The sequence below is a fragment of the Streptomyces chilikensis genome (assembly GCF_001642695.1).
Taxonomy (GTDB): domain Bacteria; phylum Actinomycetota; class Actinomycetes; order Streptomycetales; family Streptomycetaceae; genus Streptomyces; species Streptomyces chilikensis.
Map to the genome: position 1 here is coordinate 1,012,861 of NZ_LWCC02000005.1, position 25,988 is coordinate 1,038,848.

The window sequence follows — 25,988 nt, forward strand, 5'->3', positions numbered from 1 at the left end:
CGTGCCGGAGTGGGAGGCGCGGCGGCCGGCGGCCAGCAGGGCGTGGATCCGGACGCCGACCTGGTCGGCGTCGGTGACCGGGGTGGGGAACGGCAGGCACACGTCGCGTTCGGCGGCCGCGTACTCCAGGCGCAGGGTGACGCCGTGACGGTCCATCCGGAGCGGGAGCGCGCGCACCAGCCCGCGCCTGGCCCCCGGCTCGACGAGGCGCAGCAGGAGGGCGACCAGGTCGGAGTGGGCGGCGGCCAGGTGGCCCAGCAGTGACGCCTCGCGGGTGGCCAGGGGGTCGGGCTCCGCCGCCTCCAGCCGGCTCCACGGGACGTGGGCGCGCGCCCCGGCGCTCTCCAGGACCGCCCGGTCGAGCCGCATGCAGGTGCTCGCGGCGGTGTCCGGGTCGAAGGGGGCCGCCATGAGGCCGGTGAGCGTCACCCGGGCGCGCAGCCGGTCACGCACGGGCGTGGGGGCGATGTCGGTCAGCTCCACACGGGCCGGGAGGCGGGGCGCGCGGTCGCCGTCGCCGAACTCCGCGGTGGGCGCGTGGAGGTGGATCCGGCGCATGGCCGCGGTGCCGTCGAGACGGTGGACGTCGTGGCGCCGGCCGTCGACCACCACGGTCATGGAGTGGGCGGCCGTGATGACCGACCGCATCCGCTCGGCGGGCGTCGGCCGTCCGGCGTGGACAGTGCGCAGGCGCATGGGGGCTCCAGGGCGTCGCGGAACACAATTCTTACTTAGGTTTGCCTAACCTAACCTATAACCGCGCGGGCCGCGACGGGGCACGGCCGGTGGTCCCGTTCGTACGGAAGGCCGCGTGCGCCGTGCCCCCGCCGGCGTCCCCCGGTGCCGCGTCGCCGTGGGGCCGGGGGCCCGCCCCACGGGCCGTCAGACCGTGCGCACCGACAGCGTCGCCGCCCGCCCGGTGCACGCGGCGAGGTGCGCCGCCTCCGCCTCCAGCGCCTTCCCGGGCACCTGCGGGCACTCGCCGAACAGCTGGACGTCGATCGCGGCGTCCGTGAACTCCCAGACGCCCACGACGCGTCCCCGGTGCACGACCACCGGGGAGATCCAGCCGGCCGCGCGGCTCACGGCCTTGCGGCGCGCCGCGTCCAGGAGCCGGGTGTCGGAGGTGCCGGGCCCGAGCACGTACTGGTCGAAGCCGGCCAGCAGCCGCACCTCCCGCGAGGGCTCGGCCGCGGCCAGGGCGTCCAGGTCCTCCGTCCGCGCGTAGCAGCTCACGCCGTCGACCTCCACCCGCGTCAGCCCGGCGCCCAGGGAGGCGAACCAGCCGCGCAGCGCCGCCTTGCGGGAGGAGCCGCGGGTCAGCCAGGCGTCGAAGGCCTCCGGGGTCGCCGGCCCGTGGGCGCCCAGGTAGGCGGGGACGACGGTCCGGGCGGCCTCCTCCGGCTCCGGGACGCCGGCCCAGCCCGGCACCCGGTCGCGTGGGGAGGCGAAGGTGATCCGGTTCCCCCGGTTCGGCCCGTGGCAGAGCCTCCCCGTCCAGGCGAGCGGCTTGAGCACCGCGCCCCAGCCCGACGTCAGCTGTTCCTCGAGCCCGGCGAACCCGCCGCGCGCGACGAGGGCCGCCGTCAGCTCCTGGCGGGTCGGCGTCCGGCCGTCCAGCACCTCCTCCACGGCCTCGCCCAGGGCCGTCATCTGCTCCGGCGACACTCCGAAGGCGCGCTGCCAGGACGGTTTCTCCCAGGTCCGCGCGGCCGCCATCAGCGACAGGTACGCCGCCATGTGATCGGGCGTCAGCAGGTGGAGCGTGCCGCGCATGGCCCAGGTCCTGACGACCTCCCGGCTGTCCAGCGCCTCCTCCACGGCTCCCGGCACCGGCCCGAGCCGCCGGGTGGCGACCGCCAGTTCCGCCGACGACGCGACCTGCGCCTGGACCCCGGCGAGCCGTCGCACGAGGTCCGCGACCGACGCCGTGGTCCGCGGGGCGAGGCTCTGCCGCCGCAGCCGCCATGCGAGAACCTGGTCCTGGGTGACCTTCATGCGGCGGCTCCTCGTCCGGGTCGGGTGCGGAGTCCATCCTGCCCCCGGGGGCCCGGCCCGTCGGCCTTCCGCCGAAGATCCGCGCGCCCCGCCCCTCCGCGGGCCGTGGCCGGGCGGAGGCGGAACGATGCGCTCCGCATTGTCGGACCCCTGCGGAAGAGTGACCTCCATGACGACCTCTCCCGCCGTCCAGGCGCTGACGACCCCTGCCCGGTACACGGCCGCGATCGCCCGGGTGCGCGCGGCCGCCCGGGCGTACTACGGCGGCGACGGCGACGTCGCCGCCGAGAGCGTGATGGACGACGCGACGTACGACCGGGAACTGCTCGCGATAGCCGCCTACGAGGAGGCCCACCCGGGCGAGGCGGCCGCCGACTCGCCGACCCGCCAGGTCGCGGCGGGCGCGGCGCCGGCCGGCGACGTCGCGCACACCGTGCCGATGCTGTCGCTGGACAACGTCTTCTCCGCCGAGCAGCTGGTCGCGTGGGGCGAGGGCCTGCGGCGGCGCCTGGGCCGCCCGGTCGAGGGCGGTTTCACCGTGGAACCCAAGCTCGACGGCGCGGCGATCGCCGCGCGCTACCGCGACGGGCGCCTGGAGCGGATCGTCACCCGCGGCGACGGGCGGTTCGGCGAGGACGTCAGCCATGTGATCGGCACCGTGGAGGGACTGCCGGAACAGCTCGGCGCTCCGGTCACGGTCGAGGTGCGCGGCGAGGTCCTCTTCACCCGGGCGCAGTTCGAGCGCGCCAACGAGATCCGCGCCGAGCACGGCGCGAAGGTGTTCTCCAACCCCCGCAACGGAGCCTCCGGCACCCTGCGCGCCAAGGACCGGCCCTACCGGCCGGCCATGACGTTCTGGGCGTACGGCGCGGTCGACCTGGACGGCGGATCGTTCCTGCCGGCGGGGGCGTCGCACTCCGAGGTGCTGACCGCGCTGTCGCGGGCCGGCGTGCGGACCACCCGCGACAACCCGGCGGCGGCGCGGTTCGTGCGCACCGTGGAGGAGGCGCAGGCTCGCATCGAGGAGATACGGGCGATGCGGCCCGGCCTGCCGTTCGGCATCGACGGCGTCGTCGTCAAGGCGGACGCCGCCGCGGAACGGCGGGCGGCGGGGACCGGGTCGCGGTTCCCCCACTGGGCGATCGCCTACAAGCTGCCCGCGGTCGAGCGCACCACCCGGCTGCTGGAGGTGGAGTGGAACGTGGGCCGCACCGGCGTGCTCGCCCCGCGGGCGCGCCTGGAGCCGGTGGAGATCGACGGCAGCGTCGTCGAGTACGCCACGCTCCACAACCCGGCCGACATCCGCCGCCGCGACCTGCACGTCGGGGACACGGTCACCGTGTACAAGGCCGGCGACATCATCCCCCGCGTCCGGTCCGCCGTGGTGGGCCTGCGTCCGGCGGACGCCGTCGAGGTGCCGTTCCCCGGGGAGTGCCCGAACTGCGGCGGGGGGATCGACAGGAGCCAGGAGCGGTGGCGGTGCGTGAAGGGGGCCGCGTGCCGCCTGCCCGCGCTGATCGCCTACGCGGCGCAACGCGACTGCCTGGACATCGACGGCCTGGGCACGACGTACGTGAACGCGCTCGTCGCCTCCGGCGCCGTCACCGACATCGCCGACCTGTACACCCTCGACCTGGAGACGCTGTCCCGGGCGGCGGGGAGCGCCAAGCGGGGCGCGAGCCTGGTCGCGCGGATCGAGGCCGCCAAGGCCAGGCCGCTCAGCCGGCAGGTGTGCGCGCTCGGCATCCGCAACACCGGGCGGCGCCTGTCGCAGCGGATCGCCGCGCACTTCCGCACGATGGACGCGATCCGGGCCGCGGACGCGGAGGCGATGCGGGAGGTCGAGGGCATCGGCGCGGAGAAGGCGCCGGGCATCGTCGCGGCCTTCGCCGAACTCGGCCCCGTCATCGACAAGATGGCCGCCGCCGGGGCGACCATGACCGAGCCGGCCGACGAGAGCGCCGGCGGGGGCCCGCTCGCCGGCGAGGACGGCCGGCCGATGAAGGTCGTCGTCACCGGGAAGATGACCGGCCCGCTCGCCGACCTCGGCCGCACCGGCGTGAAGGACCTGATCGAGCGCGCGGGCGGGAAGGCCGGCGACAGCGTCACCGCCGCCACCGCCTACCTCGTCGCCGCGCCCGCCGCGGGCGGCCGGCTCAGCGCCAAGGCGGCCAAGGCGGAGCAGCTCGGCGTGAAGGTCCTCACCCCCGAGGAGTTCGCGGAGCTCCTGGCCGGCCACCTCGACGGTTCCGTCTGACCCGGGCTGCCGGTTCGGCGGGCCGGGCGGCCCGCGTCACGCCGGTGCCGGGCCGCTCGCCGCCCGGCCGGGCCCGTGGTGCGGGGCCGGGGGCCGGACGTCTCAGGCAGCCCGGCGGCGCTGGGCCGGACCGACCGGGACGTCCACCAGCAGGAAGGCCGGCAGCGTCCGCCCGAGGACCGGCAGTGCCCGGCCGAGCGCGGCGACGAGCGGGAGGCCCACGGCGAGGACCGGCAGGGGAAGGCCGCGCCAGGCGCCGCGCGCGGGAGCCCTGCCGACGGGGGAGCGCACCGGTCGCCGGGGCGGCGCGGCCGGCCACACCCCGGTCAGGAGCGCGGCGTCCAGGTGCCCCGACAGCGCGCCGGGGGAGGGCGACGAGCCGGCCGTCCCCGGCGAGGCGGCCAGGGCCCGGCGCGCGCGTGGTGGGCCAGGGCGTGCGCGGCGGCCGTGGGGGCGCCGACGACCGGCCGGGCGTGGGCGGACACCGTGTGCGGCGGGCCCCGCAGGGCCGTCGTCGCCGAGGTGACGGTCAGCGGATCGTGCTCACGGTCCGTGAACCGCCGGGCGGCGAGCGCGGTGCCCGCGAAGGCCAGGAGCAGCGCCCGGCCGGGGACCGGGCGGCCCGAGTCGAGGAGGTGGCCGGTGGCCGGTGGCCGTCGGGAGAACGCCGACGGCGGCGAACGTCACGGCCCGCACCCCTCGCGAACACCTGCCCGGAGTCATGACGCGCCCACCCCCGCGCTCCTCTCCCCGGGCGGGGGCCCGCCGTGCGGCGGCTCCCCCGGGGGTCATGCCTACGCGGCCGGGGCGCACCCCGCAAGACGGCCTCGCGCACGCACAGGTCCGCTCCGCCCATCCTCTGTCCTTCGCCGTGGCCTCACCGGTGTGGTCAGGCAGTCGGACGGCGGGCCCGTCCGGTTCCCGGCCCGCCGCCGGAGCCCGTGTCCGCCTGCCGGAGGGCCTGTTGACGCTGCACCGGCCTTCTGCTTGCATCGACCCATGTTGCGCCGGACGCTCACCTCCCGCCGCTGCGTCGACCTGGTCAGGGTCGCGGCGGCGCTCTGTCGTACGGCCTGACGACCCGGAGCCCCGGCCCACGCGTCCCGCCCGGAAGTCCCGCTCCCCGCACCCTCAGGCGTTCTCCGCCGTCGCCGTCGCCGTCGCCGTCGCCGTCGCCGTCGCCGTCGCCGTCGCCGTCGCCGTCGCCGTCGCCGTCGCCGGACCGTGCCGGTCCGCGGCCGCGGGAACGCCGGCCGGGCCCGCGGGCGTGGCCCCTCCCGGTGCCGGACGCCGCGGGACCACCGACGCCGCCACCGGGGCGCCCCCTCGTGCGGGGCGGCCCGTCCCCGAAACGGCCGGACGCGCCGCGTCCCCGGCGGGGTCCAGCCCCGGCGGGCGGCGGGTGGCGCGCCGCCGGAGCCGGGAACGGAGCACCTCGCCCTCCCCTTCCGAGAGCCCTTCGGACACTCCCCACGGAAAGCAGCAGCCATGGCAACCGCCCCTTCCCTGTCCCCGCCCGCCCATGTGATCGCCGACGACGCCGAGGCCCTCGTCGTCGCCGCGGAGCTGGCCGAACGCTTCCGGCACGACGCCTCCGGCCGGGACGCCGAACGCCTGCTGCCCGAGCGGGAGCTGGACGAGTTGTCCGCGTCCGGCCTGCTGGCGGTCACCGTGCCGGCGGAGTTCGGCGGGGCGGACGTCCGCCAGGAGACCCTCGCCGAGATCTTCCGCCTGCTCGCCTCCGCCGACGCCAGCCTGGCGCAGATCCCGCAGAGCCACTTCGTCTACGTCAACGTCCTGCGGCGCCAGGGCACGCCGGAGCAGCAGAAGTTCTTCTTCGGCGAGGTCCTCGCCGGCCGGCGCCTGGGGAACGCCCAGTCGGAGGCCGGCACCCGGCACGTCCAGGACATCCGCACCCGGCTGGACCCCGCCCCGTCCGGCGACGGCTCCTACCTGCTGACCGGCGTCAAGCACTACTGCACGGGCGCCCTGTTCGCCGACTGGATACCCGTGCTCGCCCGCGCGGCGGACGGCAACCTGTACGCCGCCTACGTGCCGCGTGACGCCGAGGGGCTGACCGTCGTCGACGACTGGGACGGCCTGGGCCAGCGCACCACGGCCAGCGGCACCGTCCGGCTGGAGGGCGTGCCGGTCCCCGCCGACCGGGTGGTGCCCCACCACCTCACCTTCCGGGGTCCGCAACTCCACGGGGCGGTGGCCCAGTTGCTGCACGCGGCGATCGACGCGGGGATCGCGGACGGCGCGCTCGCCGAGGCGGTCGCCTTCGTCCGCACCAAGAGCCGTCCCTGGTTCGAGGGCGTGGAGGCGGGATATCCGGAGGCCTTCGACGACCCGCTGCTGATCCAGCGCTTCGGGGAGCTCGCCCTCCAGGTCAGGGCCGCCGACGCCCTGCTCGCCGCGGCGGCGCGGGCCGTGGACTCCGCCCGCGCGGACCTGACCGACGACAGCGCGGCGGAGGCCTCGATCGCCGTGGCGGCCGCGAAGGTCACCGCCGGGCGGGCCGCGGTGGACGTCGCGAGCGCCCTGTTCGAGGTGTCCGGCACCCGGGCCGCCCGCGGCACCCTGGGCCTCGACCGGTACTGGCGGGACGCCCGGACCCACACCCTGCACGACCCCGACCGCTGGAAGATCCAGCACATCGGCCGTCAGGCGCTGCACGGCACCCGTCCGCCCCGCCACGGCCTGCTCTGACGGCGCCACCGCCGCTTCCGCCGTCGCCGCCGGTGGCGGCGGCCGCCGCGCTCAGCGCGGCGCCGCTCCGTGCAGCGCGTGGTCGACCAGGCGCGGGACGAGGGAGGCGTCGAAGGGCGTCCCGAGCACCAGCAGCCGGTGGTAGCAGGCGCCCCACAGCTGGTCCACGACGATGTCCAGGTCGGCGTCCGCCCGCAGCCGGCCCTGCCGCTGCGCGACGCGCAGACGCTCGCGCGCCAGCTCGCGGCGGGGCAGCGCGTAGTTCTCCGACCACGCCCGGGCGACGTCGGGGTCCGTCTGGGCCGCGCCGACGAGCTCCGCCACGGGCCGCTCCGCGCCCTCGTCCTTCAGCCAGCGGACGAAGGCGCGGAGCTGGGTGATCAGGTCGGCGCGCAGGTCGCCGGTGTCGGGGAAGTCGAGCACCGGGCGGCTCCGGGCGAAGTACGCCTCCGCCGCGAGCGCGCCGGGCGACGGCCACCACCTGTGGAGGGTCGTCCGGCTCACCCCCGCATCCTTCGCCACCCGGTCGAACGTGAGCGCCCGCAGGCCGTCCCGCAGCAGCAGGTCGCCCGCCGACGCCAGCACGGCGGCCCGCACCTCCGCGGCAGGTCGCCTGCCCCGGCCCGGCCGGCCGGACCGGCCGGCGGCGTTCTCGGACATCGTCACCTCGCTTGTGGACAGCGTGTTCATTTCCGCTGTAGCCTGATAAATGGACAGTGCGTTCATATTCTATCGGGGGTACCGTGATGACCGACGACACCGCGGGCCGGGTGGCGCTCGTGACCGGCGGGTCCGGCGGCATCGGCCGCGCCGTGGCCGAGCGGCTGGCCGCCGACGGCCTCGCCGTGGCCGTGCACCACGCGGGCAACGCCGCCCGCGCCGAGGAGACGCGGGACGCGATCACCCGGTCCGGCGGACGGGCCGTGACGGTCGGCGGGGACGTCGCCGACGAGCGGGCGATGGCCGCGGCGTTCGACGCCGTCGAGGAGGCCTTCGGCGGCATCGACGTCGTCGTCAACACCGCCGGGATCATGCTCCTGTCGCCCATCGCGACGCTGGACCTCGCGGACCTGGACCGCATGCACCGCACCAACGTCCGCGGCGCGTTCGTCGTCTCCCAGCTCGCCGCCAACCGGCTCCGGCCGGGCGGCGCGATCGTCAACTTCTCCACCTCCGTGACCCGCACCCGGTTCCCGGCCTACGGGGCCTACGTCGCGTCCAAGGCGGCGGTGGAGGGCATGACGCTCGTCCTGGCCCGCGAACTGCGCGGCAAGGACATCACGGTCAACGCCGTCGCGCCCGGCCCCACCGCCACGCCGCTGTTCACCGAGGGCAAGAGCCAGGAGGAGATCGACCGGATCGCCGCCATGAACCCCGCGGAACGGCTCGGCACCCCCGAGGACATCGCCGAGGCGGTCGCCTTCCTCGCCGGACCCGCCCGCTGGATCAACGGCCAGGTCCTCTTCGCCAACGGGGGCATGGCCTGACCCGCCGCGGAGCCCCGCGGCCGGGGGCGGGCCGGCCGGGGGCGGCCGCCGCGGCTCAGGCGGCCGCGGCGATGCCGGCGCCGATGGCGACGAACAGCCAGCCGGTGGTCAGCTCCCACCGGTGACGGACGCGCGGGCGGGCGAGGAACGCGCGCAGCCGTGCGGCGACGGCCACCAGGGCGAACCAGAGGGCGACGCCGATGAGGACGTCCAGGGTGCCGAGGAGGAAGATCTGCCGCGTCATCGTGCCGCCACCGCCACCGCCACCGCCACCGCCGCCGTGGACGAACTGCGGCAGGACGCTCAGGAAGAACAGCGCCGCCTTGGGGTTGAGCACGTTGGTGAGGAGGCCCTCGGAGAAGCCGGACCGCCACCGGCCGCGGCCGGCCCCCCGCCCGTCCGCGGACGGGCGCGCGTCCGGGAGTCCGGGGCCGCCCGCCGGGCGCGCGGCGCGGCGGGCGGCCAGGAGCGCCCGGATCCCCAGGTGCACCAGGTAGGCCGCGCCCAGCAGCCGGACGGCGTCGAAGACCGCGGGCGAACGGGCGGCGACCAGCGACAACCCGAGCGCGGCGGCGAGCATGTGCACGCACAGACCGGTCTGCGCGCCCAGCGCCGCGGCCCGCCCCTTCGCGGGGTGCTCGGTGGCCGACCGGAGCACCACGAGGAAGTCCGGGCCGGGGACCAGATAGGCCACCAGCACCACACCGACGAAACCCGCGAGGTCGACCGACATCCGCACCCCTCCTGCCGTGGCCGCCCCGGGTACCCCCGGCCGGCGGGCCGATGGCGCCGGTTTCCGCCACCGGGAGGCTCCCGGCGAGAAAGGCTGTCGAAGCGCTTCGACACCTATGGACACCCGGCCGTGGTGAAGTTACTGTCGACCCATTCTGACTCGCACGAATCGGCACAGCGCCCTGTCGAAGCGCTTCACAACCTTGGAGAGCTGGATGGTCACCCTCGCTGAGGTTGCCCAGCACGCCGGAGTCTCGGCCAGCACGGTGAGCTACGTCCTCAGCGGCAAACGGTCCATCTCGGCCACCACCCGGCAGCGGGTCGAGCAGAGCATCCGCGAACTCGGCTACCACCCCAACGCCGGCGCGCGCGCCCTGGCCAGCAGCAGGTCCAACATCATCGCCCTGGTGATCCCGCTCCGCACCGACATGTACGTGCCGGTCATGATGGAGATCGCCATCGCGGTGGCCACCACCGCGCGCACCCACGGCTACGACGTCCTGCTGCTCACCGGCGAGGAGGGCCCCGAGGCGGTGCGCCGGGTGACCGGCAGCGGACTGGCCGACGCCATGATCCTCATGGACGTCGAACTCGACGACGAGCGGCTCCCGTTGCTCCGCCAGGCCGACCAGCCGTCCGTGCTGATCGGCCTGCCCGCCGACACGACGGGGATGACCTGCGTCGACCTCGACTTCACGGCGACCGGGGCGCTGTGCGTGGAGCACCTGGCGGAGCTCGGGCACCGTGACATCGCGGTCATCGGCGAGGCGCCGGCCGTCTACGAGCGGCACACCGGCTTCGCCGAGCGCACCCTCGACGGACTCCGTTCCCGCGCACGGGAGCTGGGCGTCCGGGTCCTGCACCGCCCGTGCGAGGGCGGCTACGACGCCCTGACCGTCACCCTCGCCCGCGTCTTCGACGAACGCCCCGGCACCACCGGTTTCGTCGTGCAGAACGAGTCCGCGGTGGAGCCCCTGCTCGCCCTGCTGCGCCAGCAGGGCCGGGCCGTCCCCGAGGACGTGTCGGTGGTCGCGGTCTGCCCCGACCAGGTCGCCGTCCAGGCGTCCGTGCGGCTCACCTCGGTCGCCATCCCGGCGCAGGAGATGGGCCGGCGAGCCGTGGAACACCTCCTCACCAAGCTCGAGGGGCGTGGCAGCGAGGACATCGTGCTGCTCGCGCCGGAACTGGTGGTCCGCGCGAGCACCGGGCCGGCGCCCGCGGCTCCCCCTGACGCCGCCGGCCGGCCCCACGCCGCCCGGGCACCCCGGTCGGCCCGTCGTCCGCACCCGTAAGGAGTACGCCACGTGAACCAGCCGGTCGGAACACCGCCCGAGGTCGGCCTCGCCCAGTCCTCACCCACCGTCGGCGTCCTCCGGGAGCGCGACGGCGGCCTGGAGTGGAGCGGCCGGCAGGAGACCGTCCGCATCGAGCCGTGGGGCCCGGACGCGGTCCGGGTCCGGGCCAGACTCGGCGGTCCGGTCCTCGACGGCCTGCCCGGCGCGCTGCTCGGCACCGCGCCGGACGCCCCGGCCACGATCAGGATCGGTGACGGCACCGCCGCCCTGACGGTCGGCGCGCTGACCGTCGAGGTGGACGCGCAGGGCATGCTGCGCTTCCTGCGCACCGGCGACCGCGCGGAACTGCTCGCCGAGGAACGCGCCCACTTCTGGTGGCCGGGCCCCCGGCTCTACACCGCCGTGGGCAACGGGCACCACCGCCTGGAGCAGCGCTTCGCCGCCTACGAGGACGAGAAGCTGTACGGCCTCGGCCAGCACCAGCACGGCCGGCTCGACCAGAAGGGCCTGGTGATCGACCTGGTGCAGCGCAACGCCGAGGTGAGCATCCCCGTCCTGACCTCCAGCCGCGGCTACACGCTGCTGTGGAACAACCCGGCGATCGGCCGGGTCGAGCTGGCGGGCAACGGCACCCGCTGGGTGGCCGACTCGGCCCGGCAGATCGACTACTGGATCACCGCGGGCGCCCCGGCCGACGCCCAGCGCGCCTACACCTCGGTCACCGGCCGCACCCCCATGCTGCCCGCCTGGGCCGCCGGGTTCTGGCAGTGCAAGCTGCGCTACCGCACCCAGGACGAACTGCTCGCCGTGGCCCGCGAGTACCGGCGCCGGGGCCTGCCGCTCGACGCGATCGTCTGCGACTTCTTCCACTGGACCCACCTCGGCGAGTGGAAGTTCGACCCGAAGGAGTGGCCCGACCCGGCGGCCATGGTCCGCGAACTGGACGGACTCGGCGTCAAACTGGTCGTCTCGGTCTGGCCGTCGGTCTCGCCGCTGTCGGAGAACCATCCGGTGATGGAGCAGCGCGGGTACTTCATCGGCACCCAGTACGGGCCGCTGGCGCACGCCGACTGGCCGGACAAGGAGGTCGCCTCGACCGTCCAGGTCGCCTTCTACGACGCCACCAACCCCGAGGCGCGGGAGTTCGTCTGGTCCCGGATCAAGGAGAACTACCTGGACCCCTACGGCATCACGGCCTTCTGGCTGGACGCCTGCGAACCGGAGCTGAAGCCGGGCTTCCCGGAGAACCTGCGCTACTGGGCCGGACCCGGCCTGGAGGTCGGCAACCTGTACCCGCGGGAGAACTCCCGCGCCTTCCACGAAGGGCTGCGGGCGGCCGGCGAGAGCGAGGTCATCACCCTCAACCGGTCGGCCTGGGCGGGCAGTCAGCGGCACGGCGCGGCCCTGTGGTCCGGTGACATCGGCACCGACTTCGCGACCCTGCGCCGGCAGCTGGCCGCCGGCCTCAACACCGCGCTGTCCGGCATACCGTGGTGGAACACGGACATCGGGGGCTTCCACGGCGGCGACCCGGACGACCCGGCCTACCGCGAGGTGCTGGTGCGCTGGTTCCAGTTCGGCGCGCTGTCGCCGCTGATGCGGCTGCACGGCTTCCGGGACCCGGGCATGCCGCTCGGCCCGGACATGACCGGCGGCCCCAACGAGGTGTGGTCGTACGGCGAGGAGGCCGGGGCGGTCCTGGAGAAGTACCTGCGGCTGCGCGAGCGGCTGAAGCCGTACGTCCTGGAGGTCATGCGCGAGGCCCACGAGGAAGGGCTGCCGGTGATGCGGCCGCTGTTCCTGGAGTTCCCCGACGACCGCGCCGCCTGGTCGGTGGACGACGCCTACCTCCTCGGCCCCGACCTGCTGGTCGCCCCGGTGCTCGAGGCGGGGGCCACGAGCCGGAGCGTCCACCTCCCGGCGGGCGCGCGCTGGACGGACGCGTGGACGGGCGAGGCGCACGAGGGCGGTGCGGCCGTGACCGTCGAGGCGCCGCTGGAGCGCATTCCGCTCTTCCTGCGGGACGGGGCGAGCCTGCCGGTCCGCGAGGCCTGAGCCGGAAGGGGCCCGGAGCGGAAGGGGCCCGGGCCGGAAGGGGCCGCCCGCGGGTGCGGGCGGCCCCGGGGCCTAGCCGGCCGTGACCGTCAGGTTGTCGGTGCGGAAGTCCAGGCCGCCCGCCGACGAGGTGATCTCGTAGCCGAACTGCACGTCGCCGATGGTCTCGTCGCCCATCCAGCGCTTGGTGTCCTTGATCCACCGCAGGATGGGCAGCATGTCGACCGTTCCGGAGGTGGAGCGGGAGGTCCGCAGGAACGAGAAGACCTGGTTGGAGCCGTTGTCGCCCTTGTACACGTTCCAGGTGTGGCCGCCGAGGGTCACCGTGCCCTGGGACGAGCCGAGCGGGCCGACCGGACCGTACTGGTTGACCCAGAGCATGATCTCGTAGTCGTGGTCCGTGTCCCAGATGTCGTACGAGGTGTTGTACGCGCCCGCCGACGGCACGCTGACGCTGTAGCTGCTGGTGAGCGTGCGCAGCGAGGAGACGGTCCGGTTCACCACCTTCTTGGAGTTCGGGTAGGACTTGATGCCGCCGGTGTTCGGGTGGTCGGCCCACACGCCCCAGTTGGTGCCGGAGTTGGCCCACACGCACTGGCTGCCCGCGCCGGAGCCCCAGATGTTGTTGTAGAGGGTGTAGCCGTTCAGGCCGGTGTTGCCCCACCGGTCGCAGGAGCTCCACACCGCGGCCTGCGCGGGGGCGGCGGCGAGGCCCGTGGTGAGGCCCAGCGCGAGGGCGGGAGCCAGCAGGGCCCGGGTGATGCTGCGGAGGGTGCCTGTTGCCATGGTGTTCCTTCCACGGGTGGGGGGAGTCACGCGGTCACCGCGCCGTCAGGGTGAGGACGCGGTCTTCTCCGGCGACCAGGTCGAGGAACCCGGCGCCGGCCGAAGTCCTGAGTTCGATGCGGACCGTGCGGGTGGGCCGCAGGACGGCCGTGACGCCGTCCGGGCTCCAGGTGAGGTCGAGGACGGCGCCGAAGCGGGTGCGCACGCCGCGCAGCGATCCCCTGGGGTACGCCGGCGGCGGCGCGGGCAGCAGGACCAGCCTGCCGGGCGTGGACTGCGCCAGCGCCTCGATCAGCACCGCGGGCAGGGCGTGGGCCGCGTCCGCGTTGTAGACGTCGCGGTGCGGGTAGTGCGAGCTCATCAGCGAGACGTGGAAGTGGTCGCCGCGCAGCACGCGGGCCAGCGCGCGGGCGACCCGCTCGCCGTCCCGGAGCCGTGCGGCGACCAGCGCGTGGTGCAGGTGGCCGTGGGCGGAGTCGTTCTCCGGGCCGCGCAGTTCCAGGGCCCGGTGCGCGGCGGCGGCGAGCGCGGGCGTGTCGTAGGGGTTGATCTCGTCGAGCGGCCACACGCCGTAGAGGTGGCTGAGGTGGCGGTGGTCGTAGGTGTCGCCGAGGCCGGGCCAGGCCCACTCGGCCAGCGCCCCGTCGGCGTTGACGCGGTGCGGCGGCAGCCGGCCGGCGAGCGCGCGCCAGCGGTCGGCGGCGGCCCCGGGGTGGTAGCGGGCGGCGGTGAGCAGGGCGTGCCGGGCGGCGGAGAGGTCCATGGCCGCGTTGACCGCGCCCCAGCTCCCGCCCGCCGGGCGGTTCTCCGGCGAGTACGACGGCACCACCACCAGGTGGCCCGCGCCGTCGGTGCGGGTGAGGAAGTCCTCGTAGAACAGGGCGGTCTCGGCCAGCGCGGCGGCGGTCGCGGGAGTGGTCACGCCGTGGATCTCGTCGTGCTCGACGAGGGGGACCAGCAGCCAGTCCGCCCCGGCGGTCCACAGGTGGAGCGGGTACTCGCGGCTGAAGTGGAGGCTGAGCCCGCACTCGCCGTCGGTGTGCGAGGGGGCGACCACGCCCCGGGCGCCGAAGACGGCGCGCGCGTTCTCCCGCCAGTCCGGGAGCTGGCGTTCCACCAGGGCGGCCAGGGCCCCGGTGACCTCGGGGAGCGCGGCGGCGCCCGCCGAGGCGGTCTGGAGGTTGAGGTTGGCGTTGGTGGTGAAGGCGCCCGACCAGGCGGTGTCCCAGTCGCCGGTCCACAGACCGGTGAGCCGGGGCGGCAGCAGGCCGCTCGCGGAGAGCAGGTGGTAGCGGCCGGCCGCGAAGAGCCGTTCCAGGAGCGCGGCGCTGTCCGGCCGGCGGAGCAGCGCGGAGCCGGGAAGCGCGCGCTCGGCGGGGTCGGCCGCCAGGTCGAGCCCGGCCCGCAGGTAGGCGGTGCGGTGCAGGGCGGTGTGGCGGGCGAGGAGGGTGTCGTAGGTTCCGGCGGCGAGCAGGCCGCGCAGGGCCCGCGCCCCGGCCGCCAGGTCCGTCCCGCCGGTGTGGCGCCGCACCCGGGTCAGCAGCAGCACCGAGCGCGCGCCCGTGACGCGCACCCCGGCGGGCGTGGCGCCGGTGCGTCCGCCCGTGACGCGGACGAGGGTGACGCCCGTGTACGCGAGGTCGCCGTCCGGGTAGCGGACGGTCAGGCCGAGCACGGCGCCCCCGGGGACGAGCAGGACGCCGTGGTCGACGCGCAGGCGCTCCGGGGCGCCGGGCAGCCGGTGGTCCAGCCCGACGTCCAGCTCCGGGGCCGGCCCGGTGACCTGGTGGACGATCACGTCGTCGGCCCGGGAGACGAAGACCCGGGAGCACCGGTCGCCGCGCTCGGTGACGGCCTCCCCGGTGGTGAAGTCGACGGACCGCCGCATCCGCGAGGGCGCCCCGGCGCCGGCCACGGCCCGCAGCCGGACGAGGAAGGCCGGGTGGAACGGCCGCACCCACTGCAGCGGCCGCCCGTCGGTGAACTCCTCGGCGGCGGTGAGGTCCCCGGCCAGCATCCGGTCCCGCAGGGCGGGGAGGGCGGCGGCCAGGGCGGGGGGCCGGGCCCCCGCACTGCCGTTGGGACGGACCAGGGTGTGGTGGGTGACGACGACCCGGTCGTCGTCCGGGTCGCCGAACACCAGCGCGCCGTGCCGGCCGTTGCCGGTGAGGAAGGCGTCCTCCCAGCGGGTCGCCGGCGACGGCTCCCAGGTGCCGTGCACGGGGCCCGGGCTCACGGCCGGAGCACCGCCGCCCCGTACCGGCCGAGGGCGACCCCGTCCGTGACGGCGGTCCCGGAGAGCAGGTCGAGGTGGCGGCCGGGGAGCGGGACGGTCACCGGGGCGCGCCCGTGGTTGAGCAGGAACAGCAGCCCGCCCCGGCGGACCGCCTCCACCCCGGGGGGCAGCCCGTCCAGCACGGGGCTCACGCCCGCGCCGGCGGCGATCCGCGCGAGCAGGTCGCGCAGCGCCCGCGGTTCGGGGAGCGTGGACAGGTACCAGGCGCGGTCCCTGCGGAGCACCGCGGGCATGCCGTCGAGTTCGCCGCCCCGGTAGGCGAGGGTCTCGGAGACGGTGTCCGCCGCGTCGATCTCCTCCGACCACAGGGTTCCCGAGAAGCCCTCGCAGTCGACGTGCTCACCGGGCGGCAGCGGCCACCACTCGTGCAGGACGCCGATGCCGAACAGCTCGCGCAGCCGCGGGTCCATGCCGCCGGGCCGGATCCGGTCGTCCTGGTCGGCCGTACCGGTCAGGAAGCCGGCGACCAGTGTGCCGCCGCCGCGCACGTAGGCCAGCAGGTTGTCGACGGCGGCGTCGGTGAGCAGGTACAGCTGGGGCGCGACGACCATCCGGTAGCCGGACAGGTCGTGCTCCGGGTGGGCGAAGTCGCAGGTCACGGCGGACTCCCAGAGGGCGCCGTGCCAGGCGGACAGGACGGCCCCGTACTCGACCTCGGTGGAGGGGCGGCCCTGCTGGTCGCCGGCCCACCAGGCGTGCCAGTCGTGCAGCACGGCGACGTCCGCCCCGATGCCCGTGCCCGCGACCTCGCCGCCGATCCGCGCCAGGTCGGCGCCGAGCCGCTTCACCTCCTGGAAGGCACGGCCCCGCGGCCCGGCGTGGCCCAGCATGGCGGAGTGGAACTTCTCGGCGCCCTGCCGGGACTGGCGCCACTGGAAGTAGCAGACGGCGTCGGCGCCGCGGGCGACGGCCTGCAGCGACCAGAGGCGGTTGAGGCCCCGCGGCTTGGGCTGGTTGACGCCGCGCCAGCTGACGCCGCCGGCGGCCTGCTCCATCACCATCCACGGGCCCCGGGCCTGGGAGCGGGTGAGGTCCTGGACCAGGGCGGCGGACCGGGGCGCGAGCGGGTCGCGGGAGTCCGGGTACAGGTCGACGGAGACGACGTCCTCCTCCTCGGCCCACCGCCAGCCGTCCTGCCCCGTCCACAGCGGCATGAAGTTGGTGGTGACCGGGATGTGCGGGGTGTGCCGGGCGACGATGTCGCGTTCGGCGGTGAAGCACTCCAGCAGCATGTCGGAGGTGAAGCGGCGGAAGTCCAGCACCTGGGAGGGGTTGTTCAGGTAGTGCGCGCGGCGCGGGGGCAGCACGCCCTCCCAGCAGTCGTAGCCCTGGCTCCAGAAGGCGGTGCCCCAGGCGGTGTTGAGGGCGTCGAGGGTGCCGTACCGGTCGCGCAGCCAGCGCCGGAACGCGGCCGCCGCCTCGTCGCCGTGGTCGAACGTGCAGTACTCGTTGTTGATGTGCCACATCGTGAGGGCCGGGTGGGAGCCGTAGCGGGCGGCCAGGTCCTCGGTGATGGCGGCGGCGTACCGGCGGTAGACGGCGCTGGAGTGCGAGAAGTGCTGCCGGCCGCCCCACCACTCGACGTGGCCGTCGGCGTCACGGGGCAGCGTCTCGGGGTGGAGGCGGCCCATCCAGGGCGGGGGAGAGGCCGTCGGGGTGGCCAGCACGACGCCCACGCCGTTGTCGTGCATCAGGTCCATCAGGGTGTCGAGCCAGCCGAACTCCCGCTCACCCGGCCGGGGTTCCAGTCTGGCCCAGGAGAAGACGCCGAGGGTGACGGTGTTGACGCCGGCCTCCTTCATCAGCCGGACGTCCTCGTGCCAGGTCTCCTCGGGCCACTGTTCCGGGTTGTAGTCGCCGCCGAACAGGATGCGGCCGCGCGCGGCGTCGGCCAGTACGGGGCCTCGGGGCCGGTCCATGGGCACCTGCCTTGTCGTATGCCTTCTCGTGCGAGCCCGTGCGGGCGGACGGGGGTCGCGCCGCGGCGCGACCGCGCGGGTCAGCCCTTGACCGCGCCGGTCAGCATCCCCTTCCTGAAGTGCTTCTGGACGAACGGCGACAGCACGGCGACCGGCAGCAGCGCCAGCACCATCACCGCCATCTGGACGGCCAGGCCCGACAGTTCGCCCGTCTTGATCGCCTGTCCGAGCCCCACCGGGGCCTGCTGCTTCTGCACCAGCTGGATCATGACGTTCTGCAGCGGCATCTTGTCCTGGTCGTTGAGGTACAGCGACGCGTTGAACCAGGCGCTCCAGTACCCGACGGCGTAGAACAGGGTGATCACCGCGACGACGGCCCGGGAGAGCGGCAGGACGATCTGCCACAGGATGCGGAACTCGCCGGCGCCGTCGATCCGGGCGCTGTCGACGAGCTCCTGCGAGATGCCCATGAAGAACCCGCGCAGCACCAGGATGTTGAACACGCTCACCGCGCTCGGCAGGATCAGCGACAGGTAGGTGTCCATCAGGCCCAGCGACTGCACCAGCAGGTACGACGGGATCAGGCCGGCGCTGAAGAACATCGTCGCCATCAGCGTCATCAGGATCCAGCGGTGCCCCAGCGAGCCGCTGCGCGACAGGCCGTACGCGCACAGCACGGACACCGCCATCGAGAACAGGGTGCCGACCAGCGTCACCAGCACGCTGACCACGGCCGCCCGGCTGACCTGACCGCCGCTGAGCAGTTCCCGGTAGGCGACGAAGGTGATGTCCTGCGGGATCATCACCAGGCCGCCCGCCTCGTCGATCGTCCTCCGCGACGACAGGCTGGTGACGACGACGATCCACAGCGGGAAGAGGACGGCCAGGCAGGCGAGGGTGAGCACCAGGCCCTTGCCCGCGAGGCCGGCACGGCCCGGCGGCTCCTCCCACACGGGGCGCGGCGGGGCCGCCCACCACCGCTCCCGGGCGGACGCCTTGCCGAGTCGGGTCGTCACTTGCGGTACACCCCCTGCTCGCCCATGAGATGGGCGACCTTGTTCGCGGCGAGGACCAGGCCGATGCTGACCACGCCCTTGACGAGGCCCGCGGCGGCGGCGTAGCCGAAGTCCTGGTTGCGGACGCCGTACCACCACACGAAGGTGTCCAGGACCTCGGACGCCTCGGGACCGACGGCGTCGCGTTGCAGCAGGATCTGCTCGAAGCCGACGGTCAGCGCGTCGCCCACCCGCAGGACCAGCAGCAGGGCGATCACCGGACGCAGCGCGGGCAGCGTGACGTGCCACATGCGCCGCCACCGTCCGGCGCCGTCCATCGCGGCGGCCTCGTACAGCTCCTGGTCCACCGAGGCCAGCGCGGCGAGGAAGACGATGATCCCCCAGCCGGCGTCCTTCCACACGCTCTGCGCGGTGACGAGGAACTTGAACGTCTCCGGGTCGGTCATCAGGTCGATGCCGTCGAAGCCGTGCTGCCGCAGCAGCTGGGAGAGCAGCCCGGCGCCGCCGAGCAACTGCTGGAAGACGGCGACGACCAGCACCCAGGAGAAGAAGTGCGGCAGGTACAGGATCGCCTGGGAGACGGCCCGCACCCGGGGCCTGACCACGCTGTTGATGAGCAGGGCCAGCGCGATGGGCACCGGGAAGTAGAGGAGGAGCTGGAGCAGGAAGAGGACCAGCGTGTTCCGCACCGCGTGCCAGAAGGCCGGATCCCCGAAGAGCTGCTCGAAGTGCTCCGGGCCGACCCAGGAGCTGTTCAGGATCGAGACGACGCCGTTGTCGCTGATGTAGGGGTCGTAGTCCTCGAAGGCGACGACGTTGCCGAGGATCGGCACGTAGTTGAAGACCAGGACCAGGGCGACGGCCGGGACCGTCATCAGCAGCAGCGCGCGGTCGCGCCGCAGTCGCAGCCGCAGGGGCAGCCGCGACCCCCGGGGACGGCGGCCGGCGGTGCTCCGCCGGCCGCCGCCGGTGCCCCCGGTGGTGCCGCCGGACACCACCGGGGCCGTCTCCGGCTCTCTCGCCGCCCCGGTGTCGTTCCGGGGCGCCGTGCTGTGGGACACGGCCCTCTCCTCGCCTGTACGGGCCGGTCAGCCGGCCGCCGAGCCGTTCTCGTCCAGGAGCTTCCTGTACCAGTCGCGCAGTTCGTCGCCGCCCCTGCTCCTCCACTCGGAGACGGCCTGCTGCATGTCGGAGACCTTCTTGCGGCCGCGGACGATGTCGTCCTCCAGCTGCTCGAAGTCGTTGCCGAGGTCCGCCCAGCGGGACGGCTCGGTGATCATCTGGCCGTAGAAGCTGGACTTCCTCGTGAAGGCGCCCATCCGCTGCTGCCACCGCACCTGCGCCTCGGCGACCTCGGGGAAGTCGGGGTGGGCGATGGTGGCGGTGGGGCCGGCGATCATCACGAAGGCGTTCATCACCTCGTTGTTGCCCTGGTCGGTCTTGGCGGGCACCCCGTCCTTCACCGTGTAGTGGGTGCCCTCGACGCCGTAGTTGACGGCCATGTACTCCTTGGTGCCGTACGGCGCGGCGGTGACGTTGGCGACCGCCAGGACGTCACGGACCACGGCCTCGGAGGCCTTCTCGCTGACGAAGGCGAAGATGTTGGCCGGCTGGGTGGCCCACAGCACCGGATCGCCCCCGTCGTGGCCGAAGAAGTCCATCCCCCAGATCTTGAAGTCCGGGTTCTGGGTCGCCTGTTCGGCGGTGCGGCTCCACCACTGCGAGATGTCCTGGTTGTAGATGAGGAACTCGCCGGCCGCGAACTTCGGCCCCGCGTCGGGGGAGTTCTTGCCCAGCTCGGCGTCCGGGTGGACGTACCCGGCGGCGAAGAGCTTGCGGGTCCACTCCAGCGCCTCGAGGAACTCGTCCGTCTCCGTGCGGTGCACCAGCTTGCCGTCGACCAGGTTCCAGGCGAGCGGCTTCTCGCCGCCGGAGAGCACGCCGAAGGCGCTGAAGGCGGTCCACTTCATGTCCAGGCAGGCCCACCGCTTGGCCGCGGGACGGGTGATCTCCTTGCAGAGGTCCTCGAACTCCGCGCAGGAGCGCGGCACTTCGTAACCCTCCTCGTCGAAGACGTCCTGCCGGTAGAAGGGCACGTTGTTGGGCACGTAGGAGGACGGCATCGGCAGCCCGCGGAGCTTGCCGCCGATGATGCACCGCCGCCAGGCGTCGGTCGGGACCGCGGCCAGGTTCGGGTAGTCCTTGACCTTGTCGCCGGAGAGGTACGGGCCGAGGTCGGCGAACTTGTTGGTGATGGCGGTCGGTATCTTGCCGCCCATGTTCCAGCCGGGGATCACCACCACGTCCGGGATCGCGCTGGAGGCGAGCACCGCGCCGAGCTTCTGGTCGTAGGTGTTGCCGTCCTGGTTCTGCCACACGACGTCGACGCCGGTCAGGTCGTTCATCGCCCTGTAGTAGGCGTTGTCCTGCTTCGGCGGCGAGCCCCAGAACGGCGACATCACGGTGACCTCGTTGCCCTTGCCGAGCTTCTCGGGGACCGAGGTCCTGAGCGCGGCGAGGTCGAGCTCGGCGGTGAAGCCGACCGCCGAACCGTTCTTCGCGGGGATGTCCGGAGTGACGACGTCGTTGGCGACGTAGGCCGGAAGCAGCTCCTTCGCGCCCTTGTCCGAGGAGGAACCCCCGTCCTTGCCGCTGCCGGAGGCGCCGCAGGCGCTGAGCAGCGGCGTTCCGCCGGCCACCGCCACGACGGCGGCCGCCGTGGAGGCGAGGAAGGTTCTCCGGCCGGCGCCGGCGGGGGCGGGGGCGGCATTCGGCGTCATTGCGTCAAACCCTTCGTGGGGCGCCCGGACACCCGGGCCCGTCGGCTGCGGCGGCACTGTCGAACTGTCGAAGCGCTTCGAAGCTGGAGGCGAGGTTAGGTGAACACGACAGGGTGCACAAGGCTCGTCACCAAGATTCCTCGGCGGGCCCCGGAACCCGGAGAACACCGGGATTGTCTCGGAATGGACGGCGGGACGACGGACCCGCGCGCCGAACGGTCTTGACAGGGGCTCCTCCCGAAACCAGCATCGAAGCGCTTCGAAAGCCATCCGCCGCCGCCCTGCAGGGGGACCACCAAAGTGACCGCAGCGATGCCCGACGCACCGTCGTTCCGCGATTCCCGGCTGCCGTTCGCGAAGCGCGTCGAAGACCTCCTGGGGCGGCTCACCCTCGACGAGAAGATCTCCCTGCTGCACCAGTTCGCGCCCGCCGTCGAACGGCTCGGGGTCGCCGCCTTCCGCACCGGACAGGAGGCCCTGCACGGTGTCGCCTGGATGGGCCCGGCGACCGTGTTCCCGCAGGCGGTCGGGCTCGGCGCGACCTGGAACACCGACCTGGTCCGCCGGGTCGGCGAGGCGGTCTCCCGGGAGGCGCGCGCCATGCGCGCCCGCGACGACCGGGTCGGCCTCAACGTGTGGGCGCCGACGGTGAACCTGCTGCGCCACCCGCTGTGGGGCCGCAACGAGGAGGGCTACTCGGAGGACCCGGGCCTCACCTCGGCGATCGCCACCGCCTACACCCGGGGCCTGCGCGGGGACCACCCGGTGTACTGGCGCACCGCCCCGGTGCTCAAGCACTGGCTCGCGCACAACAACGAGACGGGCCGCGACGTCACCTCCTCCTCCGTCCCCCCGCGCGTCCTGCACGAATACGATCTGCGCGCCTTCCGGGAGACCGTCGAGGCCGGCGCGACCGCCGGGGTGATGCCCGCCTACAACCTGGTCAACGGCCGCCCCAACCACGTCTCCCCGTACCTCGCCGAGCACCTGCGGACCTGGACCGACGAGCCGCTGCTGGTCTGCTCGGACGCCGGCGCGCCGTCCAACCTGGTCGACTCCGAGCACTACTTCGACACCCACGAGGAGGCCGTCGCGGCCGCCCTGCGGGCGGGCGTCGACAGCTTCACCGACCACGGGACGGACAGCTCGGTGACGACCGGGCGCATCGCCGGGGCCCTCGAGCGGGGCCTGCTGACCGAGGCCGACGTCGACCGGGCGGTACGCCGCCACCTGTCGGTCCGCCTCCGGCTCGGCGAGTTCGACCCGGAGGACGACCCGCACGCCCGCACGGCGGAGTTCGACACGCCCTCCCACCGCCGGCTGGCCCAGGAGGCCGCCGAGCAGGCCGTCGTGCTGCTGAAGAACGACGACGGCCTGCTGCCCCTGCCGCCCGGGACGCGGATCGCGGTGGTCGGACTCCTCGCCGACGAGTGCAAGCTCGACTGGTACAGCGGCACGCTCATCCACCGCTCGACCCCGCTCCAAGGGCTGCGCGGGCGTTTCGGGGCGGAGCGCGTGGAGTTCGCCGAGGGCGTGGACCGGGTGCGGCTGCGCACGGGGAGCGGAGCCTTCCTGCGCGTGCCGGAGGCCGGCGGCGCGTCCGGCGGGGCGCGCGGCGCCGAGGGCGCGCTGGACCCGGCGCTGCTCGCCGGCCGCACCGACCTGCCGCCGCTGGTGACCGGCCCGGACGGCACCGTGCTGGACCTCGTCGACTGGGGCGGGGGGGTGCTCACGCTGCGCGCCCCCGACGGGCGCTACCTGTCGGTCGCGGAGGACGGCCGGGTGCGCGCCTCGGCGGAGCAGCCGGGGGGCTGGGTCGTGCGGGAGACGTTCCGCCTGGAACCGCGGGGAGACGCCCACCTCCTGCGCCACCTCGGCACGGGGCGGCACGTCTGCGTCGACGCGGACGGCGTCCGGGTGGCCGCGGAGGGCGAGTCCGCCGCCGAGCCCTTCGAACTCGTCGTCGAGGAACGCGGCGAGGACGCCGTCGCGCGGGCCGCCGCGCGGGCCGACGCGGTCGTGGTCGTCGCGGGCAACGACCCCCACATCAACGGCCGGGAGACCGAGGACCGCACCACGCTGCGGCTGCCCGGCCACCAGAGGCGGCTGCTGCGCGCCGCACGGGCCGCCAACCCGAGGACCGTGCTCGCCCTGGTCTCCTCCTACCCCTACGCGGTGCCCGCCGAGGCGCTCCCGGCGGTGCTGTGGACGGCCCACGGCGGCCAGGCCGCCGGCACCGCGCTGGCCCGGGTGCTCGCCGGCGACGTCTCGCCCGCCGGCCGCCTCCCGCAGACCTGGTACGCCGACGACGCCGACCTGCCCGGCCTGCTCGACTACGACGTCATCGGCTCGCGCCAGACCTACCTGTACTTCGAGGGCACACCGCTCTTCCCCTTCGGGCACGGGCTGTCCTACGCCTCGTTCTCCTACACCGGCCTGACGGCGGCCGTCACCGGCGGCTCGGTACGGGTGTCCTGCACGGTCGCCAACACCGGCGACGTCACGGCGGACGAGGTGGTGCAGCTCTACACGCGGGCGGTGGACCCGCCGGTGGTCCGCCCGCGCCGCGAACTGGCCGCGCACCGGCGGGTGCGGCTGGCCCCGGGCGAGAAGTCCGAGCAGGTCTTCGAGGTGCCGCTGTCCGCCTTCGGGTTCTGGGACGTGGCCCGGGGAGGCGAGCGGGTGGCCCCGGGACCCTGCGAGCTGCTGGTCGGGGCGTCCAGCGAGGACGTCCGGCTGCGGACGGTCGTCCTGCTGCCGGGAGAGCCCGGCGCCCCGCGCCCGGTCCGGGCCTCCGGACTGTCCGCGCCGGACTTCGACGAGCACGCGGGGGCCGAGATCGTGGACCGCGCGAAGGCCTCCGGCGACGCGGTCGCCCCGGCGGCCGGCGGGCGTGCCGAACTGCTCTACCGGGACTGCGACTTCGGCGAGGGAGTCACCTCCGTCACCGTCACCGTGGCCGGCGTCGGCACCCTCGACGTCACCGCCGCGCCGTCCTCCGGCGGCCCCGTGGCCACGGCCACGCTCTCCCCGGCCGTCCCCACCGCCGGCCCGTACGACTACACCACCCTCACCGCGCCGTTCACCGCGACGGGGGTGCGGGACGTCCGCGTCACCCTGCGCGGACGGCTCCGCCTCGCCGGGATGGACTTCACCGGCTGAGGCGACGGCCGGCGGCGCCCCCGTCCGCCCGGCGAGGCCTCGCCGGGCGGACCTGCCGAGGGCCCGCGTCCGGCCGGAGCACGGCCCACACCGTCCTGCCGCCCGGATGGTGCGGCCGGACGCCCCGGCCGTCCGCCGGAGCCTCGACGAGGAACAGGCCGCGCCCCGACCCGCCGTCCGTCAGCAGACGGACTGGCTGCTGTTGATCAGCGTGTTGTTGCGGAACGTCGTGTTGATGCCGCAAGGGCTCTCACGGATCGCGGAGTTGGTCACCGTCAGGTTCTGGATGAGGATGTCCGAGTTGTTCGGGAACTCCGTGCGCGCCGCCAGACGGATCTCGCCGCCGCCGCTGACCGTGCCGCTCTGGGCGGCGACGGTCACGTTGTAGCAGTTCTCGATCAGCACCGCGTTGTTGCCGGTGTTGGAGATGCTCACCCGGTCGATGACCGCGCCGCCGCTCTCCGAGACGCAGAAGACGCCGCGTCCGCCGCCCCGGGCGACCACTTCGCCCACCCGGATGTTGGTGGGGTACGAACTGCCCAGGCGCCCGTTGCGGTTGGCCATCCGGAAGGCCGCGTACCCGGTGCCGGTGCCCGCGTTCTCCGCGTCGACCCTGGTGATCGTGGCGTTGACGGTCTGGTTCAGGAGCAGGCCGGACTCGCCGACGTTGCGGGCGGTCACCGTGCCGACGCTGAGGCCGTCGACGCCGTAGGTCTCGACGGCGTGGCTGGAGGCGCCGGAGACGTAGACGCTGTCGATGCGGACGTTGCGGGTCCACTGGGTGGTGTCGCCCCGGTTGTCGATCCGCACGCCCAGCCCGGAGGACAGGCGCATGTCGATCTGGCCGAGGACCACGTTCTGCACGTTGCGCAGGAAGATGCCGTAGAGCGGGGTGCCGGTCACGTTGAGGTGCTGCACCTCGACGTCCCGGGTGCCGCGCGAGTACACCGGCGCCTGGTCGCCCGAACCGCTGCCGGTGACGTTGATGGTGCCGCAGACGTCCAGGGCGGTGTAGCTGGGCAGCGAGATGCGGGAGCCGGCCGACATGGAGCCGGAGCCGCGGACGACCACGCGCTCCTTGTACGTCCGGCCCGTGGTGAGGCTGTTGACGGCGGCCTGCACGGCGGCGCGCAGGTCGCCGCCGGTGTACACCGTCGAGGAGCCGCGGCGGGCGGTCCAGGTGCTCCCGTTCAGCACGGCCTCGGCCTGGTAGGCGCCCTCCCCGCAGGCCGCGGCGGCGGTCGCGGAGGACGCCAGCGCGACGGGGGCCGGGGCCTCGGGCGCGGCCAGCGCCGCGGCGGTGGTGGTGAGGGCCAGCGCCGCGGCGGCCAGGGCGCCGGTGCGCCGGCGCTCAGGGCCGCGCCTGCCCAGCAGCGCCGTGAGTAAAGGGAGTTCGGATCGGCTTCCCATCAGGGACATCTCCGCTCGGGTCGGCGAACCGGTCCGGGGGAACCGGTTCGTACGTTCGTGGGGAGGGTGAGTCTGCTGAGGGC

Annotated in this window: 17 protein-coding genes; 6 read left to right on the plus strand and 11 right to left on the minus strand. The window is 74.5% G+C overall.

What is annotated here, in order from left to right:
* Positions 1-696 (minus strand): DUF2470 domain-containing protein (locus A2U95_RS04520; RefSeq protein ID WP_166020930.1); only part of this gene is annotated, 696 nt, incomplete at its 3' end.
* 186 nt (positions 697-882) lie between these two features.
* Positions 883-1,998: a winged helix DNA-binding domain-containing protein gene (locus A2U95_RS04525; RefSeq protein ID WP_166020931.1), complete on the minus strand. Its 1,116-nt coding sequence runs from the start codon at positions 1,996-1,998 to the stop codon at positions 883-885.
* Between the two features lie 169 nt (positions 1,999-2,167).
* Here A2U95_RS04525 and ligA point away from each other — a divergent pair, with 169 nt between their 5' ends.
* Positions 2,168-4,255: an NAD-dependent DNA ligase LigA gene (gene ligA / locus A2U95_RS04530; protein ID WP_166020932.1), complete on the plus strand. Its 2,088-nt coding sequence runs from the start codon at positions 2,168-2,170 to the stop codon at positions 4,253-4,255.
* A gap of 1,488 nt (positions 4,256-5,743) precedes the next feature.
* Positions 5,744-6,967: an SfnB family sulfur acquisition oxidoreductase gene (locus tag A2U95_RS04540; protein ID WP_166020933.1), complete on the plus strand. Its 1,224-nt coding sequence runs from the start codon at positions 5,744-5,746 to the stop codon at positions 6,965-6,967.
* A 51-nt stretch (positions 6,968-7,018) separates the two neighbouring features.
* Here the strand turns inward: A2U95_RS04540 and A2U95_RS04545 are convergent, their stop codons facing one another.
* Positions 7,019-7,627, minus strand: coding sequence for a TetR/AcrR family transcriptional regulator (locus A2U95_RS04545; RefSeq protein WP_166020934.1), 609 nt, complete (start codon positions 7,625-7,627; stop codon positions 7,019-7,021).
* 86 nt (positions 7,628-7,713) lie between these two features.
* On the opposite strand from A2U95_RS04545, the gene A2U95_RS04550 reads away from it, so the two are divergent.
* Complete coding sequence (locus A2U95_RS04550; RefSeq protein ID WP_166020935.1) at positions 7,714-8,454, plus strand: SDR family oxidoreductase; 741 nt, start codon at positions 7,714-7,716, stop codon at positions 8,452-8,454.
* Positions 8,455-8,509: 55 nt separating this feature from the next.
* Here A2U95_RS04550 and A2U95_RS04555 read toward each other — a convergent pair whose 3' ends face one another.
* Complete coding sequence (locus A2U95_RS04555) at positions 8,510-9,187, minus strand: LysE family translocator (RefSeq protein WP_166020936.1); 678 nt, start codon at positions 9,185-9,187, stop codon at positions 8,510-8,512.
* A gap of 214 nt (positions 9,188-9,401) precedes the next feature.
* Here A2U95_RS04555 and A2U95_RS04560 point away from each other — a divergent pair, with 214 nt between their 5' ends.
* Together A2U95_RS04560 and A2U95_RS04565 are read left to right on the plus strand one after the other, a co-directional pair.
* Positions 9,402-10,478, plus strand: coding sequence for a LacI family DNA-binding transcriptional regulator (locus A2U95_RS04560; RefSeq protein ID WP_240957198.1), 1,077 nt, complete (start codon positions 9,402-9,404; stop codon positions 10,476-10,478).
* Positions 10,479-10,490: 12 nt separating this feature from the next.
* Positions 10,491-12,536 carry a glycoside hydrolase family 31 protein gene (locus A2U95_RS04565; RefSeq protein WP_166020937.1) on the plus strand — a complete coding sequence of 682 codons (2,046 nt, stop codon included), beginning with the start codon at positions 10,491-10,493 and terminating at the stop codon, positions 12,534-12,536.
* A gap of 72 nt (positions 12,537-12,608) precedes the next feature.
* Here the strand turns inward: A2U95_RS04565 and A2U95_RS04570 are convergent, their stop codons facing one another.
* The 6 genes from A2U95_RS04570 to A2U95_RS04595 all read right to left on the minus strand — a co-directional run bounded on the left by A2U95_RS04570 (position 12,609) and on the right by A2U95_RS04595 (position 21,333).
* The gene (locus tag A2U95_RS04570) at positions 12,609-13,322 is read right to left on the minus strand and encodes a glycoside hydrolase family 12 protein (protein ID WP_166020938.1); all 714 of its coding nucleotides are present in this window, start codon (positions 13,320-13,322) and stop codon (positions 12,609-12,611) included.
* A gap of 34 nt (positions 13,323-13,356) precedes the next feature.
* Complete coding sequence (locus A2U95_RS04575) at positions 13,357-15,558, minus strand: glycosyl hydrolase family 95 catalytic domain-containing protein (protein WP_166020939.1); 2,202 nt, start codon at positions 15,556-15,558, stop codon at positions 13,357-13,359.
* Entirely contained in the window at positions 15,555-17,537 is a 1,983-nt protein-coding gene (locus A2U95_RS04580; protein ID WP_166020940.1) for a beta-galactosidase, read from the minus strand. Before A2U95_RS04580 ends, A2U95_RS04575 begins: the two co-directional genes overlap by 4 nt.
* An 80-nt stretch (positions 17,538-17,617) precedes the next feature.
* Entirely contained in the window at positions 17,618-18,553 is a 936-nt protein-coding gene (locus tag A2U95_RS04585) for a carbohydrate ABC transporter permease (RefSeq protein WP_166020941.1), read from the minus strand.
* Positions 18,550-19,614 (minus strand): ABC transporter permease, encoded by a 1,065-nt coding sequence (locus A2U95_RS04590; protein ID WP_166020942.1) that lies wholly within the window; start codon positions 19,612-19,614, stop codon positions 18,550-18,552. The genes A2U95_RS04585 and A2U95_RS04590 overlap by 4 nt, the downstream gene beginning before the upstream one ends.
* Positions 19,615-19,641: 27 nt before the next feature.
* Positions 19,642-21,333 (minus strand): extracellular solute-binding protein, encoded by a 1,692-nt coding sequence (locus A2U95_RS04595; protein ID WP_166020943.1) that lies wholly within the window; start codon positions 21,331-21,333, stop codon positions 19,642-19,644.
* A 312-nt stretch (positions 21,334-21,645) separates the two neighbouring features.
* On the opposite strand from A2U95_RS04595, the gene A2U95_RS04600 reads away from it, so the two are divergent.
* The gene (locus A2U95_RS04600; protein WP_420856963.1) at positions 21,646-24,495 is read left to right on the plus strand and encodes a glycoside hydrolase family 3 C-terminal domain-containing protein; all 2,850 of its coding nucleotides are present in this window, start codon (positions 21,646-21,648) and stop codon (positions 24,493-24,495) included.
* 180 nt (positions 24,496-24,675) lie between these two features.
* On the opposite strand, the gene A2U95_RS04605 is transcribed toward A2U95_RS04600, so the two are convergent.
* Entirely contained in the window at positions 24,676-25,905 is a 1,230-nt protein-coding gene (locus A2U95_RS04605) for a hypothetical protein (RefSeq protein ID WP_240957199.1), read from the minus strand.
* Positions 25,906-25,988 lie beyond the last annotated feature (83 nt).